Genomic DNA, 17663 nt, shown 5'->3' with positions numbered 1-17663 from the left:
CTCTCCGACGGGGTCGGGGAGACCGGGGGCTCGGACGGACCACCGCCGGGAGCGGAGGCGGAGGGGCCCGAGCCGGTCGGCGAGCCCCCGCCGGAGGCCGCCGGCTGACCCGTCGCGCCCTTGGTCGGGCGGGCCGACGCCGGGGCGGACGCGGAGGCGGTGGCCGAGGCGGTCGTACTCGCCGACGGGCCCGGCGAGGCACCGTTCGGCGCGGCGGAGGCGCCGGGTGAGGCGGACGGGGACAGGGACGCGGCGCCGTGTCCCGCCGGACCGCGCGAGGCTCCGCCGCCCGAGCCCGAGGCGTCCCGGGGGCTCGGGGCCTCGGCGGAGACCCCGGGCTGCAGGATCGGGGCGATCGGCGGCTGCTTGGGCAGCGGCTTCGGAGTCATGCCGGAGACCCAGGCGTAGCTGAGGCCCGTCAGACCGGCCAGGGCGAGGGCGCACAGCGCGATCCTCAGGCGCGGGCGGCCAGCCGTGGAGCGTTTCGCGGCGCGGAAGATACGGCCGCTCATCTTCACCGACAGATAGACGACACCGGCCATCGGGCACAGCAGCATCACGCAGCCGATCACCCCGACCAGCCCGTCGACGATCTTGCCGTCCGCCAACGCCGAACCCGTGCCGACGAGTTGCTCGGTCAGCGACCGTGTCATCGTGGCGAGGATCCGCGGCAGGTTCCACAGGGCGTAGCCCAGCTCGCCCACCAGCAGCGGCACCATGGTCAGCACCCAGGTGGCGACGATGGTCCGCGCCGACTTCTTCAGCCCCGCGACCTCCTTGCGGGCCGCCTTCCCCTTCGCCCCCGGCACCAGGCCGAGCAGGATCGGCTTGATCTTGCCGTAGAGGTCCGGCACGCCCGCGAGATCGCCCAGGATGTAGTAGCCGTCCAGCCGGACGGCCGGCATCAGCTGCTCCAGGATCTCGAAGTGCCCGAGGTAGACCGCGGCCAGGAAGAACTGCGCCCCGGTCGCGAAGTACGCCCCGGCCATGCCGAGCATGAAGACGACGTTGAAGTAGACCCCGCCCAGGTCGGTACGGATCCGCCCGGCCCGGCCGATCCGGTAGACGTCGGTGACGTCCGTGTACATGGACGGCCAGATCAGGAAGAGCCCGCAGCCGATGCAGCCGGGCCGCGCGCCGCCGTACTTGCACGCGGAGGCGTGGCCGAACTCGTGGAAGACGAGCGAGGCCACGGTCAGCACGAACACGATCAGGATGAGGACCGGCTGGTCCAGGACCTCCAGGACCGGCTCGATCGCCCCGAAGAACCCGAACAGCCACACGTCCATGGCCACGGCGGCCAGCAGCACCGCCACGACCACGGCCGGCCGGTGCAGCCAGGACAGCGCCCGTGCGATCCGTGCCGTGCGCCGCTCGTTGAAGATCACCCGGTGGCCCTTGAGGGCGAGCAGCAGGTCGGAGCGCGGGGCGTCGACCTCGTCGTCCTCCTGACCCTCGGGGACCGTCACACCGAGCGGCTCGAGCTTGTTCTCCACCAGGTAGCGGACGTTCTCGCCGCTGACCTCGCGGCCGAAGCGCGCGCTGACGCGGTACGCGATGGTCTCGACGTCACGGACGCCGTCGATGCTCGAGGCCACGAGATACAGCAGCCGGGACAGCTGCACGACCTGCCCGTCCCCCCGACGGGCGATGTACTTGGGGTCGGTGAAGCCCGACCCCTGGTACTCGCCGTGCAGCTTCAGCCCCGCGCTCAACCGCGGGACGGCCGGCGGCTGTTCGACGACCGGCAGGTTGCCCGTCGCCACCTGCTCGTAGGTCACCGGCCAGCCGCCGGGTCCGGGCACGGGCCCGGTGTCGTACAGCGCCGCGGTCCCGTCTCCGAGCACTGTCATATGTGGTCTCCCCCCACGTGTCCCCCGCGTCCGCGCTGTTTCCCCCCGGAACGCGCGCCGCCCTCCCGCCGGAAAGCCCGGCGGGTTCCCCCCGGAAAAGGCGCCACGGGGGCGGGCCGCGCCGCACATGAGCGCGGTCCGCCCCCGTGGCCGTCGTAGCGGGTGAGTACCGCTACTACGGTGTCGCTACTGGGTGACGTTGATCGTCTGCGCGGCCGAGGACTCGGCGGCGGACCACGAGGAGTGGTCGTTCAGGGCGGCCGACTCGTTGTGCGCCGAGATGTTGGCCACGTGCTTGGTGACGTTGACCGTCTTGCCGAAGCTGAACTTCAGCCGGCCCAGGGCCTCGCGACCCGGCAGCAGCTCGGCGGACTCGGTCTCCAGCTCGTTCATGTCCATGCTCATGACGGATGTCCTTTCGGTGATGTTCTGGGTTCGTTCGGAGGTGGAGCGCGAGCGTTACTGAGCGACGTTGATGGCCTGGGCGGCGCCGGAGTCGGCCACCGACCACGAGGAGTGGTCGTTCAGGGCCGCGGACTCGTTGTGCGCCGAGATGTTGGCGACGTGCTTGGTGACGTTGACCGTCTTGCCGAAGCTGAACTTCAGGCGACCGAGGGCCTCGCGACCCGGCAGCAGCTCCGCGGACTCGGCCTCAAGCTCGTAGGCGTCCATCATGATCAATTCCCCCTCAGGGATGGGCGTTTCCGATCGGACAGCGTCAGGTTCCCCCCGGACTCTGTCCAATCTGGTCGGACGAGCTGTCCAACGAGATTGGACACTAGGGCCTCGGAGGGCCGGTGCGCAAGCCGTTCGCGGAATCACCCTTTCGGCACCCCGGGGACGCGACCGTAGAATCGGCCCCGACATGGACGGTCTTGCCGACACAGCCAGCAGGAAGTGACCCACCCGTGGCCAACGCACTGCAGCAGTTGATCCGTGAGCGCCTCGACCGCAAGGGCTGGTCCTACGGCGACGTGGCGCGCCGCGGCGGCGTCCCGCGCTCCACCGTCCACCACCTGGCCACCGCCGACCGCGTCGTGCGCATGCCCCAGTCGGCCACCCTGGAGGGACTGTCCAAGGGCCTGGAACTCCCGCTGGACACCGTCCGCCGCGCCGCCGCGGAGGCCTGCGGCATCCACGTGTACGGCAGCCCCGAGGCCGGCGACACCCCCGCGAACCCCGCCGACCCCGAGGTCGACCTCCTCATCGCGAGCGTCCAGAAGCTCTCGTCGGACGACCGCCGCCATGTCGCGGCCCTGGTGGAGTCCCTGCTGGACCGGTCGTCGCCGCGTACACCCAAGGAGTGACGCCACCCGAACACGGATGCGTCGCATTCCGTCAAGTCGGAAAAAGAACGTCAACTGCCCCCGAACGCTCCAAGATCCCCCGCTAGTCTCTCGTCCTGCCCGAGGAGCGAGACCCGCACGTCCACCCCGGGCTCCTTGGGGGGAATGTGTTGTTCGTGCATGGCGGACCGGCCACGGCCGTGGTCCGCGGGCCCGCGGGCCAGTCCGTCGTCCTGCTGTCCGGGGAACTGCCGGAGATACTCACCGAGGGAGCGGTCGCCGAGCTCGTCGACCTCGCCGCCGCAGTGCTGGACGCGGACGAACTGGAGCTGTTCCACAGCTGTCTGGACAGACTCCGCACCGACGGGATGCGCGCCGGCCGCCGGATCGAGGTCGAGGGCGCGGTCCTGACGGTCTACGAAGGATGACGGTCCACAAGGGATGACGATCCATGAGGGACGACGGTCCACGAAGATCGACGCTCACGAAGGGTCACGCACGCCTACGGAACGCTCCGTTCCGTAGGCGCGGAAGTGCCCGGAGCCGGACTTGAACCGGCACGCCCGCGAAGGGGCAGCGAGGTTTAAGCTCGCCGTGTCTGCATTCCACCATCCGGGCAGGCCATGGGCTCCGCGTCGAGGTCCCGAGCCTATCGGGATGCTTCCCCCGAACAGCCCGGACCGCAGCCCGATGTTGTCTTATTTTATTGATGTCTGAGGGTGCATCAGCACATGGAACACGCCATCCGCACTTGCCAGTAGCCTTACGCCCGACACCCGCGCACGCATGCGGAATGACGGAATTTCACCGCCCGAACGAGGGTGCTCCACCGGTTCTCGACACCCCCCGGCGCAAGCGCTTGCCATGTACTCGACGAAGCGAGTTCTCAGGGGCCCCCGTCATCCCCAGGTATGACGCAGCGTCGCCGGGTCCGCCCCGAGTCGCCCCCCTGAACCGGAACTGCGACTGACTACACGGGCATCCCCGGCCCCCACGATGGAACACGTCCCCTTCCCACGACGTCGTCCCTCGAGGAGAGCCTTCCCGTGACCACCACACCCGTCGCCGGCCGGGCCACCGAAACCGTGGCCGCACGCGCCACGGACCTGTCGAAGATCTACGGACAGGGCGAGACCCAGGTGGTCGCCCTGGACCGGGTCTCCGTCGACTTCCGGCAGGCCGAGTTCACCGCGATCATGGGCCCCTCCGGCTCGGGCAAGTCCACGCTGATGCACTGCGTGGCGGGCCTCGACACCTTCTCCTCCGGCTCGGTGCGCATCGGCGAGACCGAACTCGGCTCGCTGAAGGACAAGCAGCTCACCAAGCTGCGCCGGGACAAGATCGGCTTCATCTTCCAGGCCTTCAACCTGCTGCCCACCCTGACGGCCCTGGAGAACATCACCCTGCCGATGGACATCGCCGGGCGGAAACCGGACAAGCAGTGGCTCGACCGCGTCATCGAGATGGTCGGCCTCCGGGACCGTCTCGGCCACCGCCCCTCCCAGCTCTCCGGCGGCCAGCAGCAGCGCGTCGCCGTGGCCCGTGCCCTCGCCTCCCGGCCCGACATCATCTTCGGCGACGAGCCCACCGGAAACCTCGACTCCCGCTCCGGCGCCGAGGTGCTGGGCTTCCTGCGCAACTCCGTACGGGAGTTGGGACAGACCGTCGTCATGGTCACCCACGACCCGGTCGCCGCCGCCTACGCGGACCGGGTCGTCTTCCTCGCCGACGGCCGGATCGTCGACGAGATGTACCGGCCGACGGCGGAGAACGTCCTGGACTTCCTGAAGCAGTTCGACGCGAAGGGCCGCACCAGCTGATGTTCCGCACCGCCCTGCGCAACGTACTCGCGCACAAGGCCAGGCTGCTGATGACCGTGCTCGCCGTGATGCTCGGCGTCGCGTTCGTCTCGGGCACGCTGGTCTTCACCAACACCATCTCCGACGCGTTCCAGAAGAGTTCGGCCAAGGGCTTCGACCAGGTCGACGTGGCCGTGCGGGCCAAGTACCAGGAGGACAAGGGCAACACGGTCGGCAAGACGCCCGAGTTGACCCAGGCGATGCTGGACAGGAGCGCCAGGGTGCCGGGGGCCGCCGACGCCATCGGTGTCGTGAGCGGCTTCACCGCCATCGCCGACAAGGACGGCAAGCTCATCGGCGGCGGCTTCCGCTCCGAGGGCGGCAACTACTGGGGCGGCAAGGACCCGCGCTACCCGCTGAAGGACGGCAGCGCGCCGCACGGCGCGAACCAGGTCGCCATCGACGCGGACACCGCCCGGCGCGCCGGCTACAAGGTCGGCGACACCGTGCGGATCTCCGTGGACGGCCCGGTCCTCAAGCCCGTCATCAGCGGGATCTTCACCACCGACGACGGCAATGTCGCCGCCGGCGGCAGCCTCGCCCTCTTCGACACCGCCACCGCGCAGAAGCTGTTCGGCAAGGCGGGCACGTACGACGAGATCGACGTGAAGGCCGCCTCCGGGACCTCCCAGACCGCGCTGAAGACCTCCCTCGACGGCGCGCTCGGCACCCGGCTCGTCGAGACCACCACCGGCAAGCGGCTCGCCGACGACCAGGCGCAGCAGATCTCCTCGTCGATGAGCGGGCTCAAGCAGGGTCTGCTGGTCTTCGCCGGCATCGCCCTCTTCGTCGGCACGTTCATCATCGCCAACACCTTCACCATGCTGGTCGCCCAGCGCACCAAGGAGCTGGCGCTGCTGCGCGCGGTCGGCGCCTCCCGCCGCCAGGTCACCCGGTCGGTACTGATCGAGGCGTTCGTGGTGGGCGCGGTCGCGGGCGTCACCGGCCTCGTCGCGGGCATCGGCATCGGGGCGGCGCTGCGCTCCCTCATGAACACCCTCGGCGCGACGGTCCCGGACGGACCGCTGGTCATCACGCCGGGCACGGTCGCGAGCGCCCTCGCGGTCGGCGTCGTCATCACCATGCTGGCCGCCTGGCTCCCCGGACGGCGGGCCGCGAAGATCCCGCCGGTGGCCGCGATGAGCAGCCTGCACGCGAAGGCGACGACCAAGTCGCTGGTGCTGCGCAACACGCTGGGCGCGCTGTTCAGCGCCGCGGGCGTGGCGACCGTGCTGGCCGCCACGTCGATGAACGGCAGCGACGGGCAGGCCCCGATGGGGCTCGGCGCGGTCCTGCTGATCATCGGCGTCTTCATCCTCACGCCGCTGCTGTCCCGCCCGCTGATCGCGGCCGCCGCACCGGTGCTGCGCGTCTTCGGCGTCTCCGGCAAGCTGGCCCGGCAGAACTCGGTGCGCAACCCGCGCCGTACGGCCGCCACCGCCTCCGCGCTGATGATCGGCCTCACCCTGATCACCGGCATGACGGTGATGGCGGGCAGTCTGCAGAAGTCCATCGACAAGATGGCCAGTTCGGCGATCCGCGCGGACTACGTGGTCTCCATGGCGAACGGCAACGAACTCTCGCCCGACGTCGACAAGAAGGTCTCCGCCACGGACGGCGTCACCGCCACCAGCCCGCTGCGCAACGTCTATTCGCGCATCGACGGCACGGGCGAGTCCCTGACCGGTGTGACCGGATCGGCGATCGGCCAGCTCACCGACCTGAAGCTCGACAGCGGTACCTTCGAGGTCGGCGGCGCTCAGGCCGTCGTCGACAAGGAGACCGCCAAGTCCCACGGCTGGAGGGCGGGTTCGTCCTTCACCGCGCACTACGAGGACGGCAGGTCCTCGCGTCTGACGGTCTCCGGCGTCTACGAGGGCAACGAGCTGATCCGGGGCATCCTGCTCGACGACTCCGTCGTCACCCCGCATGTGAAGGACCCCGGCGACATGCAGGTCCTGGTGAAGACCGCCCACGGCGCGTCCGACGCGACCAAGGACCGGCTGGAGAAGGCGCTCGGCTCCAACCCGGCCATCAAGGTCCAGGACAAGAAGGACCTCTCCAACAGCATCGCGCAGACCTTCACGCTGATCCTGAACATGGTCTACGGCCTGCTCGCCATGGCGGTGGTCGTCGCGGTCCTCGGGGTCATCAACACCCTGGCGATGTCGGTCTTCGAGCGCTCCCAGGAGATCGGGATGCTCCGCGCGATCGGTCTGGACCGCAAGTCCGTCAAGCGGATGGTCCGTCTGGAGTCCCTGGTGATCTCCCTGTTCGGCGGGGTGCTCGGCATCGGCCTGGGCGTCTTCTTCGGCTGGGCGGCCGGCGAGCTGCTCGGCACGAAGATGCCGACGTACGAACTGGTCCTGCCCTGGGCCCGGATGGCGGTCTTCCTCCTGCTGGCCGCCACGGTCGGCGTCCTCGCCGCCCTCTGGCCGGCCCGCCGCGCGGCCCGCCTGAACATGCTCTCGGCCATCAAGTCCGACTAGCGGTACGGCAGTCGGGGCCCCGTCCGGCGACCGAACGGGGCCCCTTCACACATACGCGGCTCAGGCACCCCAGGTCCGGGCCCGCAACGGCATCCCGGAGGCGCCGCCCTCCGAGGTGCGCACCGCCAGCACCTGGTTGACGCCGATGCGATGGCGCTCCAATAAGACCGCGGAAGCGGCCCGGTACGGCAGTTGGGGCCCTGTCCGACGACCTGGACGGGGCCCCCTCGCCCGTACCCGGCTCAGCCGCCCCAAGTCCGGGCCCGCAACGGCATCCCGGAGGCGCCGCCCTCCGGGGTGCGCACCGCCAGCACCTGGTTGACGCCGATGCGGTTGCGCTCGAAGGAGAGCGCGGAGGCGGCCATGTACAGCCGCCAGACGCGGGCCCGCCCCGCTCCGGCCAGCCGTACCGCGCGGGCCCAGTCGGCCTCCAGGTTGGCCACCCAGCGGCGCAGGGTGAGCCCGTAGTGCTCCCGGAGCGCCTCGACGTCCCGCACCTCGAACCCGGCCCGCTCCAGCTGGGTGACGGTGGTCCCGACCGGGGCGAGCTCCCCGTCGGGGAACACGTACGCGTCGATGAACTCGTCGACGTTGTACGAGGATTCGTCGCGCTGCGGACGACGGCCGATCTGGTGGTTGAGCAGCCGCCCGCCGGGCCGCAGCAGCCGGTACAGGTCCTCCGCGTACTCCAGGTACCGGTCGCCGCCCACGTGTTCGGCCATGCCGATGGAGGAGATGGCGTCGTAGGGCCCGTCGGCGACGTCCCGGTAGTCCTGCACCCTGATCTCGACCAGGTCGGTCAGACCCTCGTCGGCGGCCCGTTTACGGGCGTACGCGGCCTGTTCCTGGGAGAGGGTGATGCCGACGACGCGCACGCCGTACTCGCGGGCCGCGTGCAGGGCCAACGAACCCCAGCCGCAGCCGACGTCCAGCAGCCGCTGACCCGCCGTCAGTCCAAGCTTCCGGCAGACGAGATCGAGCTTGTCGTGCTGGGCCTGTTCGAGCGTGGCGTCCGGGGCGGGCCAGTAGGCGCACGAGTAGACCATCGACGGGCCGAGGACGATCTCGTAGAAGTCGTTGCCGACGTCGTAGTGGTGGCTGATGGCGCGTCTGTCGGTGCGCTTGGTGTGCAGATGGGTGCGGGCCCTGCGGACCTCCTCGCGGGGCGGCGCGGGCGGCAGCGGCAGCCCGGCGATCTTCACGAGGCCCCGGGCGGCGGCCCGTACCTTCGGGTCCCGCAAGGCCTGCAGCAGGGTTCTGGCGCCCTCCCCGCGCTCCCAGACGAGCTCCGCCAGCAGGTCCAGGGCCTGGTACAGATCGCCCTCGATCTCCAGGTCCCCGGCGACCCAGGCCCGGGCCAGCCCCAGCTCCCCCGGTTTCCACAACAGCCGGCGCACCGCCCGGCGGTTGCGCACGACCAGCGCCGGTGCGTCCGGCGGCCCCGCCTGCGAACCGTCCCAGGCGCGGATCCGCACCGGCAACGGCACTCCCACCAACTGCTCGACGAGGCTCTTCAGCCGCAGCGCGGCGTCAGCCATGGCGCACACCTCCGTGACGAGATCCCGGAATGTCCCATACCCACGAAAACATCGTTGAGGTGGCCGCGCAGTCCCCCACGGCTGTTACGGATCAGAAAAAACCCGAAGGGCCTCCCGCACCACGGATGGCGGGAGGCCCTTCGGTTCGTTCAGCGACCGGAACCGGTCAGGAGGCCTTGGCCTCGGTCTTCTTCGGCTCGGCGGCCGGCACCGGACGGGCGGCCTCGTAGAACTCCTCGCGCGGGTGCTCCATCGCGCCGAGGGAGACGACCTCGCGCTTGAGGAACATGCCGAGGGTCCAGTCGGCGAAGACGCGGACCTTGCGGTTCCAGGTCGGCATCGCGAGGCCGTGGTAGCCCCGGTGCATGTACCAGGCGAGACGGCCCTTGAGCTTGATCTTCATCTTGCCCATGACGATCATCGCGACGCCCTTGTGGAGGCCGAGACCGGCCACCGCGCCCTTGTTGGCGTGGCTGTAGTCCTTCTGCGGGAAGCCCCGCATGCCGGAGATCACGTTGTCGCCGAGGACCTTGGCCTGGCGCAGCGCGTGCTGGGCGTTCGGCGGGCACCAGGCGTTCTCGTTGCCCGCCTTGCGGCCGACCAGGTCCGGGACCTGGGCGTTGTCGCCGGCGGCCCAGATGTAGTCGGTGCCCTTGACCTGGAGGGTCGGCTCGCAGTCGACGTGACCGCGGGGGCCGAGCGGCAGACCGTAGCGGGCGAGGGCCGGGTTGGGCTTCACACCGGCGGTCCACACGATGGTGTTGGAGTCGACCTCGAGGCCGTTCTTGAGCACCACGTGACCGTCGACGCAGGAGTCCATCGAGGTGGAGAGGTAGATCTCCACACCGCGGCTCTCCAGGTGCTCCTTGCCGTAGGCGCCCAGCTTGGGGCCGACCTCGGGCAGGATCTTGTCGGCGGCGTCGACGAGGATGAAGCGCATGTCCTCGCGGGAGACGTTCTTGTAGTACTTGGCCGCGTCGCGGGCCAGGTCCTCGACCTCACCGATGGTCTCGGCACCGGCGAAGCCGCCGCCGATGAAGACGAAGGTGAGCGCCTTGCGGCGGATCTCCTCGTCGGTGGTGGAGTCGGCCTTGTCCAGCTGCTCGAGGACGTGGTTGCGCAGGCCGATGGCCTCCTCGATGCCCTTCATGCCGATGCCCTGCTCGGCGAGGCCGGGGATCGGGAAGGTGCGGGAGACCGCGCCGAGCGCGATCACCAGGTAGTCGAAGGGCAGCTCGTACGCCTCGCCGACCAGCGGGGCGATCGTGGCGACCTTGCGGTCCTGGTCGATGGTGGTGACCCGGCCGGTGAGGACCTCCGCCTTCGGCAGCACGCGTCGCAGCGGGACGACGACGTGGCGCGGGGAGATGTTGCCGGCGGCGGTTTCGGGAAGGAAGGGCTGGTAGGTCATGTACGACCGGGGGTCGACGACCGTGACGGTCGCCTCTCCGTAGCGCATCTTCTTCTGGATGCGCCGAGCTGCGTACAGGCCTACGTACCCACCGCCTACTACGAGGATCCTGGGACGCTCCGTGGTGCTCATGGCATCGAGTATCCACCCGCCCCAGGGGGGTCGCTCGTGCGCCCCTTCACAAGCTCTTGCAGGGGGTGTGTTATCCTGCGCGACCCACGTGACGTGGATCATGATCGCGCGGGGAACCCCCCGCCCGGTACGACCCGTTGTCAATGCCGCGTGAGCAGCCTCTCCGGCCTGATGGCGCTCTCGTGAGCGGCCCGAAACAACCCTTCGGAAGCCCCTTCCCCCACCCCCTTGCACGCTCCTATTGAACGTGTTCAAGGGCCTGTTGGACCCCCGGAAGGCCCAAGCGGGGCCTTTTCGTGGTTCGACACGGTGGAATTCCTTGTGAAGAACTTCACGAACTTTCCCGGCGGCGTGTCGCCGGGGGGCCCGCGAGGGCCCCCCGATCATGCTCAGACGCTACCCGACCTGCTCGTCCGAGTGCTACCGATCAGTAACAAACGAGACCTACGCCACCGACCACGCGATGCCGTCGAGGATGTCGTGCTCGCTGACGACGACCTCCCCCGCACCGGTCCGCTCCATGATCGACAGCAGGACGAGGGCCCCGGCGGCGATGACGTCGACCCGGCCCGGATGCATGGACGGTACGGCGGCCCGCTCGGCGTGGGTGGAGTGCAGCAGCCAGTCGGTGATCTCCCGGACACGTTCGCGGGAGACCCGGGAGTGGTGGATGCGGGCGGAGTCGTACTCGGGCAGCTCCTGGGCGATGGCCGAGACGGTCGTCACCGACCCCGCGAGCCCGACCAGGGTGCGCGCCTCACGCAGCGGGACCGTCTCCTCGGCGAGGTCCAGGGCCCGCTCGATGTCGGCCCGCATGGCGGCGATCTGCTCCTCGGTGGGCGGGTCGGTCACGGCGCCCTCCCGGACCAGGTGCCGCTCGGTCATCCGCACACAGCCGACGTCCACGGAACGCGCCGCCCGCACGTGCTCCTCACCGACCACGAACTCGGTGGACCCGCCGCCGATGTCCACGACCAGGTACGGCCTGTCGAGGTGATCGGCGCCGGCCAGCTCCCTGGTCGCCCCGGTGAAGGAGAACTCGGCCTCCTGGTCGCCCGAGATGACCTCGGGCTCCACGCCCAGGATGTCGAGGACCCCGCGCACGAACTCGTCCCGGTTCTCCGCGTCCCGCGAGGCGGAGGTGGCCACGAACCGCAGCCGCTCGGCGCCGTGCTCCTTGATGACGGCCGCATACTCGCGGCAGGCGGCGAAGGTCCGCTCCAGCGCCTCGGGCGCGAGCCGCCCGGTCCGGTCGACGCCCTGCCCGAGCCGCACGATGGTCATGCGCCGGTCCAGATCGACCAGCTCCCCGGTCTGGGGGTCCGCGTCGGCGACGAGCAGCCGGATGGAGTTCGTACCGCAGTCGACGGCGGCGACACGGGTCACTTCTCGTCCTCCTTCGCGGGCGTCACGCAGGTCCCCTTGGCCCACCACTCGGGCAGCATCGCCAGCGCCTCGTCGCCGAGCGGGTTCACACCCGGGCCGGCGGCCAGCGAGTGGGCCACCAGGACGTGCAGGCACTTCACCCGGTCCGGCATGCCGCCGGCACTGGGGAAGCCGGTCAGCTCCTCGATCTCGTCCCGGCGCCGGACGTAGTCCTCGTGCGCGGCACGGTACGCGGCGGCCAGCTCGGGATCCGTCCCCAGCCGCTCCGTCATCTCCTTCATCACCCCGTTCGCCTCCAGCGTGCCGATGGCGGAGTTCGCCTTGGGGCACGTCAGGTAGTACAGGGTGGGGAAGGGGGTGCCGTCGGGCAGACGGGGTGCCGTCTCCACGACGTCCGGCTGCCCGCACGGGCACCGGTGGGCGATGGCGCGCAGGCCGCGCGGCGGACGCCCGAGCTGCTGCTTGAAGGCCTCGACGTCCGCGTCGGTGGGCTCGGTGCGCGGGGTGGTCGGCGGAGGCGTTTCCACTACGAACTTGTCTCTCTCGTCACGTCACTGGTCGGAGGCGTCGGACTTGTCGACCCCGTCCCAGACATTGGCGTACCAGGGCCGGTCGGCGGCCCCGAGGTCGGCGCGGGACTGCTTGGCCGCGTCCGGGTCGATCACGACGTACCCCGTCTCGCCCGGCATCACATAGTGCAGCCGCTGCCGGATCTGCTGCTCGGCGTACGCGTCGTCCTGCCAGCGCGCCTTGAGGTCGCGCAGCTGCTCGACCCGCTGTCGCTCCCGTTGCTGCTGCCGCTCCAGGTCGGAGATCTGGGCGCGCTGGGAGACGTACTGACGCATCGGATAGGCCAGCGCCACCACCAGCGTGCACACCACGAGCGCGAGCAGGGCCGCCCGGCCGGTGAGGCGGGAGCGGCGGGCCTGGCGCCGGGTCTGGGAGCGGTAGACACGGGCGGCGGTCTGCTCGCCGAGCAGCCGCAGTCTGGTCGCGGTGGAGAACCGGTCCCGGTCCTTCACGGCCATGTTCCCCGCCTCCCGTCACACGTGCGTACGTCCCCGCACACGGTACGGGACCGGTACGGGGACGTACGTACGACTGGCTAAGGCTTAGCCCCGTAAGGATCAGCCGTCGACGGTGCTCAGCCCTTGGCGCTCAGCCCTGCGCGCTCAGCCCTTGAAGCGCGGGAACGCGCTGCGGCCCGCGTACACCGCCGCGTCGTCGAGGATCTCCTCGATGCGCAGCAGCTGGTTGTACTTGGCGACGCGCTCGGAGCGGGCCGGGGCTCCGGTCTTGATCTGGCCGCAGTTGGTGGCGACGGCCAGGTCGGCGATGGTGACGTCCTCGGTCTCGCCGGAACGGTGCGACATCATGCACTTGAAGCCGTTGCGCTGGGCGAGCTCGACGGCGTCCAGGGTCTCGGTCAGCGAACCGATCTGGTTCACCTTCACGAGCAGGGCGTTCGCGGTGCCCTCCTCGATGCCGCGGGCGAGGCGCTCGGGGTTGGTGACGAACAGGTCGTCGCCGACGATCTGGACCTTGTCGCCGAGCTTGTCGGTGAGCACCTTCCAGCCGGCCCAGTCGTCCTCGAACAGCGGGTCCTCGATGGAGACCAGCGGGTAGGCGGCGACGAGCTCCTCGTAGTACTCGGTCATCTCGGCGGCCGAGCGGGACTTGCCCTCGAACTCGTACTTGCCGTCCTTGTAGAACTCGGACGCGGCGACGTCGAGCGCGAGCGCGATCTGCTCGCCCGGGACGTACCCGGCCTGCTTGATCGCCTCGAGGATGAGGTCGAGCGCCTCGCGGTTGGAGCCGAGGTTCGGGGCGAAGCCGCCCTCGTCGCCGAGGCCGGTGGCCAGGCCCTTGCCCTTCAGGACCTTCTTCAGCGTGTGGTAGACCTCGGCACCCCAGCGCAGCGCCTCGGAGAAGGACTCCGCGCCGATCGGGGCGATCATGAACTCCTGGATGTCCACGTTGGAGTCGGCGTGCGAGCCGCCGTTCAGGATGTTCATCATCGGCACCGGCAGCAGGTGCGCGTTCGGACCGCCCAGGTAGCGGAAGAGCGGCAGGTCGCTGGCCTCGGAGGCGGCGTGGGCGACGGCGAGGGAGACGCCGAGGATGGCGTTGGCGCCGAGGGAGCCCTTGTTGTCGGTGGCGTCCAGGTCGAACATCGCCTGGTCGATCAGGCGCTGCTCGGTGGCGTCGTAACCGACCAGCTCCGGGCCGATCTGCTCGATGACGGCGAGGACGGCCTTCTCGACGCCCTTGCCCTGGTAGCGGTTGGGGTCACCGTCGCGGAGCTCGATGGCCTCGAAGGCGCCCGTGGAGGCGCCGGACGGGACGGCGGCACGACCCGTGCTGCCGTCGTCGAGGCCGACCTCGACCTCGACCGTGGGGTTGCCTCGGGAGTCCAGGATTTCCCGGGCTACGACGACGTCGATGGACGGCACGAGCATCTCCTTCTTCAATGTGACGCGGCTGTGCAGCGCCGCGGTGGCTCTGCGAGACGAGCCTAACCGCCCAAGGCCGATCGGCCACGCCGCCGACCATCTCTTGGGCAGAACCGAGAGTAAATTGTTTCTGAACGGAACAAAGAGGGTGGGGCGCTCCCGCGCGAAAACTGCGCGAGCACCCGCGCCCGAGCACCCGCGCATGAAAAAGCCCCGCCCCGGTGCGTACGGGGGAACACGCACCGGAGCGGGGAGCCCGTGGGGACGGGGGGAGGCCCTCACGTGTCCTCCACACTGGGGGACACGGCTGTCAGGGCCCTGTGGTTCAGCTATTACTTCAGGTGCAGCTGCTGACCCGGGTAGATCAGGTTGGCGTCGCTGATGATGTCCTTGTTCAGCTCGAACAGCTTCTTCCAGCCGCCCTTGACGCCGTGCTTGGCGGCGATGGAGCTGAGGGTGTCACCCTTGACGACCTTGTACTCGCCGTCACCCTTCTTGACCTTCTTGCCGGTCGGGGTGGTGACGGTCTTCTGGCTCTTGTGGGTCTTGGCGGCCGGACGCTCCGAGGAGCGGGAGGCGGCCTGCGACTCGGTCGAGCGGTTGGTGGTGCCGCTGGAGGCGCTCGCACCGTTGTAGGCGGCGCTGGACAGACCCTTGCCGCAGACCGGCCAGGCGCCCTTGCCCTGGGAGGCGAGGACCTTCTCGGCGACGGCTATCTGCTGCGCCTTGCTGGCCTGGTTGGCCTGCGGGGCGTAGGCGGTGCCGCCGTACGCGGCCCAGGTGGAGGCGGAGAACTGCAGGCCGCCGTAGTAACCGTTGCCGGTGTTGATGGACCAGTTGCCGCCCGACTCGCACTGGGCGACCGCGTCCCACTCGGAGGCGGTGGCGGCGGAGGCGTTGCCGGCCGCCATCAGCGGAGCGGCGATGGCGACACCGGTGACACCGGCGAGCGCGGCGGCACGGGTGGCCTTGGACGGACGGCGGTGCTTGCCCTTGCTGGAAAACAGCATGGTTGATCCCCTCACCGACGCCTGCGAGGTGAGCTGTCGGGTTCGGGCCGGTTGAGTTGCCCGGCCGCGCCCTCGCTTCCACGAGACGCGGCTCCACCCCAAGCCGCCACCGTCAACTGCCCGGTGGGGCACTTACCTTGGGTCCCCCGCTCCTGCCTACGGCGCTGTCAAGCGACGACTGTTCCCGTACGGCCACTGGCAGGATTCGGCGTTGCGGCCGTCGGGGCTCGGATTGCCGAGCGGTGAAGACCGTAGACACGGAATCGGCGGAATTTCAAAGACGATCAGGGCTTCTGAGACTCATCCCACACTTTCGCCAAACCGGACATTCAGCGCGAAGTGTGACGTGAACTCCCGCCTTTTTCCGCCCCGTTCGCCCCTTATTCAACCGGAAGTTCGAGCGTCTGACCGGCGGAGACGTGGTTCGGGTCGGCGCCGATGGCCTGCTTGTTCGCGCCGTAGAGCGCGCGCCATCCGCCGTCCAGGCCAAGGGTGTCGGCGATGGAGCCGAGGGTGTCGCCGGCGCGCACGGTGTACGTGCCGCCCTTGGCGCTCTCCGTGGCGGCCTCCTCGGCGCTCGCACCGCGATGCCGTCCGGTGCCCGTGACGGAGGCGACGGCGCCGGTGTCCACGAGGCTCCAAGAGCCCACCGCCTGCTGCTCATTGTCCGAGTCGTCGCTTTTCGACCGACCTGTCGACGGACTGTCGGCCGTCTGTGAATCCGAGGGGGACGCGGAAGGCGAGGCGGAGTTGTCCGGTTTGCTGGACTTGCCCGCCGGAGCGGAGGGAGAGCCGGTGGAGGCGGAGGGCGACGGCGAGCCCTCCGTCGAGGAGGAGTCATCCGCCGAGTCACCCGAGGAGTTGGACAGACCCGTGGAGCCGGACCCGTCCGAGGTGTCGGACGAACCGGATGAACCGGACGAACCGCCGGACACGCCGGTGTCGATGTCCACCGAGGCCGAGTCCTTGGTCAGCCCGGAGGTCAGTCCACAGGTGTGGAAGGCGCCGACGCCCTCGGCGTCGAGGATCTTCTCGGCGACGGCTATCTGCTGGTTGCGGCTGGCGAGGTCGGGGCGCTCGGCGTAGTCGAGGCCGCCGTACTTGTCCCAGTCGTCCTGGGTCAGCTTCAGGCCGCCGTAGAAGCCGCCGCTGTTCTCGCTCCAGGAGCCGCCGGTCTCGCAGTTCGCCACCTTGTCCCACGTGGTCCCGTCAGCCGCGTTCGCGCTCGCCGCACCGAGGAGCGGGATGGCGATGGCGGAGCCGGTCACGCCGGCCGCGACGAGCAGGGCCGGAGCCTGGCGGGGGCGACGGTGACGACCGTTCCCGGAGAGCATGTGCGGGGCCTTTCGCGAGACAGCACTGAACACGGCGCGTGAAGCGTGGGCCAAACCCTGGCGCCGCTGTTGATCCGTGAACGTATCGCCAGACGATCACTTGTCACAAGTTAATGCCGCGTAGATCACGTGAAGATCACAGACTTGAGCGCGTGTCATGTTTGCCGGGCGTTCGTCCGGCGGTGTCTCCTCACCCGGCCGGGGTGAACTCCACGGGAAGCGTGCGCAGTCCGCGCATGATGAGCCCGCCCCGCCACCTCAACTCGGCCGGCTCGGCGCCGAGTTGAAGATCCGGCAGCCGGGTGAGCAGCGTGGCCAGCGCGGTCTGGCCCTCCAGCCGGGCCAGCGGGGCGCCGAGACAGTAGTGGATGCCGTGGCCGTAGCCGAGGTGTTGGTTGTCGCGCCGGGCGAGGTCGAGGGTGTCGGGGTCGGCGAACCGCTCCGGGTCCCGGTCCGCGGCGGCCAGGACGACGAGGACGGGGTCGCCGGCCGCGATGTGCCGCCCGCCGATGGTGAGGGGTTCGGTGGCGAACCTCCAGGTCGCCAGCTCCACCGGACCGTCGTAGCGCAGGAGTTCCTCGACTGCGGTCGCGAGCAGGCCCTCTTCGCCGGCCGCGAGGGAGGTCTGGAGGGCTCGCCGCTGCTCGGGGTGGGTGAGCAGGGCGTAGGTGCCGTTGCCGATGAGGTTGACGGTGGTCTCGAACCCGGCGAACAGCAGGATGAACGCCATCGCCGCGGCCTCGTTCTCGGTGAGGTGCTCGCCGTGGTCGGAGGCGCGGATGAGCCCGGAGATGAGGTCCTCGCCGGGAGCGGCCTCGTCCGGGAGGGCCTGGCGCTTCTTGTGGATGAGCTCGGCGAGGTATCCCCGCATCTTCTTCACCGACCGCGCGACCCCGCCCCTCGGTCCGCCCC

16 protein-coding genes, 1 tRNA gene and 1 riboswitch are annotated in these 17663 nt (G+C 69.9%); of the genes, 4 read left to right on the top strand and 13 right to left on the bottom strand.

Features of this window, described 5'->3' with window-relative positions:
- From GRC12_RS28380 to GRC12_RS28370, 3 genes are all read right to left on the bottom strand, one after another.
- On the bottom strand, window positions 1–1853 hold a 1853-nt coding region (locus GRC12_RS28380), incomplete at its 3' end, for a hypothetical protein (protein WP_208782214.1).
- 186 nt (window positions 1854–2039) lie between these two features.
- Window positions 2040–2258, bottom strand: a complete 219-nt coding sequence (locus tag GRC12_RS28375) for a hypothetical protein (protein ID WP_133045939.1) — start codon at window positions 2256–2258, stop codon at window positions 2040–2042.
- A 54-nt stretch (window positions 2259–2312) separates the two neighbouring features.
- Complete coding sequence (locus tag GRC12_RS28370; protein WP_207929866.1) at window positions 2313–2528, bottom strand: hypothetical protein; 216 nt, start codon at window positions 2526–2528, stop codon at window positions 2313–2315.
- Window positions 2529–2761: 233 nt separating this feature from the next.
- Between GRC12_RS28370 and GRC12_RS28365 the strand changes: the two genes are divergently transcribed.
- Together GRC12_RS28365 and GRC12_RS28360 are read left to right on the top strand one after the other, a co-directional pair.
- Window positions 2762–3160 carry a helix-turn-helix domain-containing protein gene (locus GRC12_RS28365; protein WP_208782213.1) on the top strand — a complete coding sequence of 133 codons (399 nt, stop codon included), beginning with the start codon at window positions 2762–2764 and terminating at the stop codon, window positions 3158–3160.
- Between the two features lie 155 nt (window positions 3161–3315).
- On the top strand, window positions 3316–3567 hold the full coding sequence (locus tag GRC12_RS28360; protein WP_308286659.1) for a hypothetical protein: 252 nt from the start codon (window positions 3316–3318) through the stop codon (window positions 3565–3567).
- A 106-nt stretch (window positions 3568–3673) separates the two neighbouring features.
- Here GRC12_RS28360 and GRC12_RS28355 read toward each other — a convergent pair.
- A tRNA-Leu gene (locus GRC12_RS28355) sits at window positions 3674–3757 on the bottom strand.
- Between the two features lie 428 nt (window positions 3758–4185).
- On the opposite strand from GRC12_RS28355, the gene GRC12_RS28350 reads away from it, so the two are divergent.
- Complete coding sequence (locus GRC12_RS28350; protein WP_133045937.1) at window positions 4186–4959, top strand: ABC transporter ATP-binding protein; 774 nt, start codon at window positions 4186–4188, stop codon at window positions 4957–4959.
- A complete protein-coding gene (locus GRC12_RS28345) occupies window positions 4959–7487 on the top strand; it encodes an ABC transporter permease (RefSeq protein WP_208782212.1) in 2529 nt (842 codons plus the stop codon). The genes GRC12_RS28350 and GRC12_RS28345 overlap by 1 nt, the downstream gene beginning before the upstream one ends.
- Window positions 7488–7729: 242 nt before the next feature.
- Here GRC12_RS28345 and GRC12_RS28340 read toward each other — a convergent pair whose 3' ends face one another.
- From GRC12_RS28340 to GRC12_RS28300, 9 genes are all read right to left on the bottom strand, one after another.
- Window positions 7730–9025: an SAM-dependent methyltransferase gene (locus GRC12_RS28340; protein WP_208782211.1), complete on the bottom strand. Its 1296-nt coding sequence runs from the start codon at window positions 9023–9025 to the stop codon at window positions 7730–7732.
- A gap of 166 nt (window positions 9026–9191) precedes the next feature.
- Complete coding sequence (locus GRC12_RS28335) at window positions 9192–10568, bottom strand: NAD(P)/FAD-dependent oxidoreductase (protein WP_133045933.1); 1377 nt, start codon at window positions 10566–10568, stop codon at window positions 9192–9194.
- A 444-nt stretch (window positions 10569–11012) separates the two neighbouring features.
- On the bottom strand, window positions 11013–11954 hold the full coding sequence (locus tag GRC12_RS28330) for a Ppx/GppA phosphatase family protein (protein ID WP_208782210.1): 942 nt from the start codon (window positions 11952–11954) through the stop codon (window positions 11013–11015).
- Window positions 11951–12481 (bottom strand): DUF501 domain-containing protein, encoded by a 531-nt coding sequence (locus GRC12_RS28325; RefSeq protein ID WP_208782209.1) that lies wholly within the window; start codon window positions 12479–12481, stop codon window positions 11951–11953. The genes GRC12_RS28330 and GRC12_RS28325 overlap by 4 nt, the downstream gene beginning before the upstream one ends.
- Before the next feature lie 24 nt (window positions 12482–12505).
- Window positions 12506–12982, bottom strand: a complete 477-nt coding sequence (locus GRC12_RS28320; RefSeq protein WP_208782208.1) for an FtsB family cell division protein — start codon at window positions 12980–12982, stop codon at window positions 12506–12508.
- Between the two features lie 144 nt (window positions 12983–13126).
- On the bottom strand, window positions 13127–14413 hold the full coding sequence (gene eno, locus GRC12_RS28315) for a phosphopyruvate hydratase (protein ID WP_208782207.1): 1287 nt from the start codon (window positions 14411–14413) through the stop codon (window positions 13127–13129).
- A gap of 326 nt (window positions 14414–14739) precedes the next feature.
- Window positions 14740–15417 carry a transglycosylase family protein gene (locus GRC12_RS28310; protein ID WP_208782206.1) on the bottom strand — a complete coding sequence of 226 codons (678 nt, stop codon included), beginning with the start codon at window positions 15415–15417 and terminating at the stop codon, window positions 14740–14742.
- Between the two features lie 3 nt (window positions 15418–15420).
- Window positions 15421–15591, bottom strand: a riboswitch (cyclic di-AMP (ydaO/yuaA leader).
- 206 nt (window positions 15592–15797) lie between these two features.
- Window positions 15798–16751, bottom strand: a complete 954-nt coding sequence (locus tag GRC12_RS28305; RefSeq protein WP_208782205.1) for a LysM peptidoglycan-binding domain-containing protein — start codon at window positions 16749–16751, stop codon at window positions 15798–15800.
- Window positions 16752–16941: 190 nt separating this feature from the next.
- On the bottom strand, window positions 16942–17663 hold a 722-nt coding region (locus GRC12_RS28300; protein ID WP_208782204.1), incomplete at its 5' end, for a cytochrome P450.

It is taken from the genome of Streptomyces griseorubiginosus (assembly GCF_017614965.1).
GTDB lineage: Bacteria > Actinomycetota > Actinomycetes > Streptomycetales > Streptomycetaceae > Streptomyces > Streptomyces griseorubiginosus_B.
Note: the sequence above shows the minus strand (reverse complement) of the source record. Positions and strands in the feature narration are given on the sequence as shown.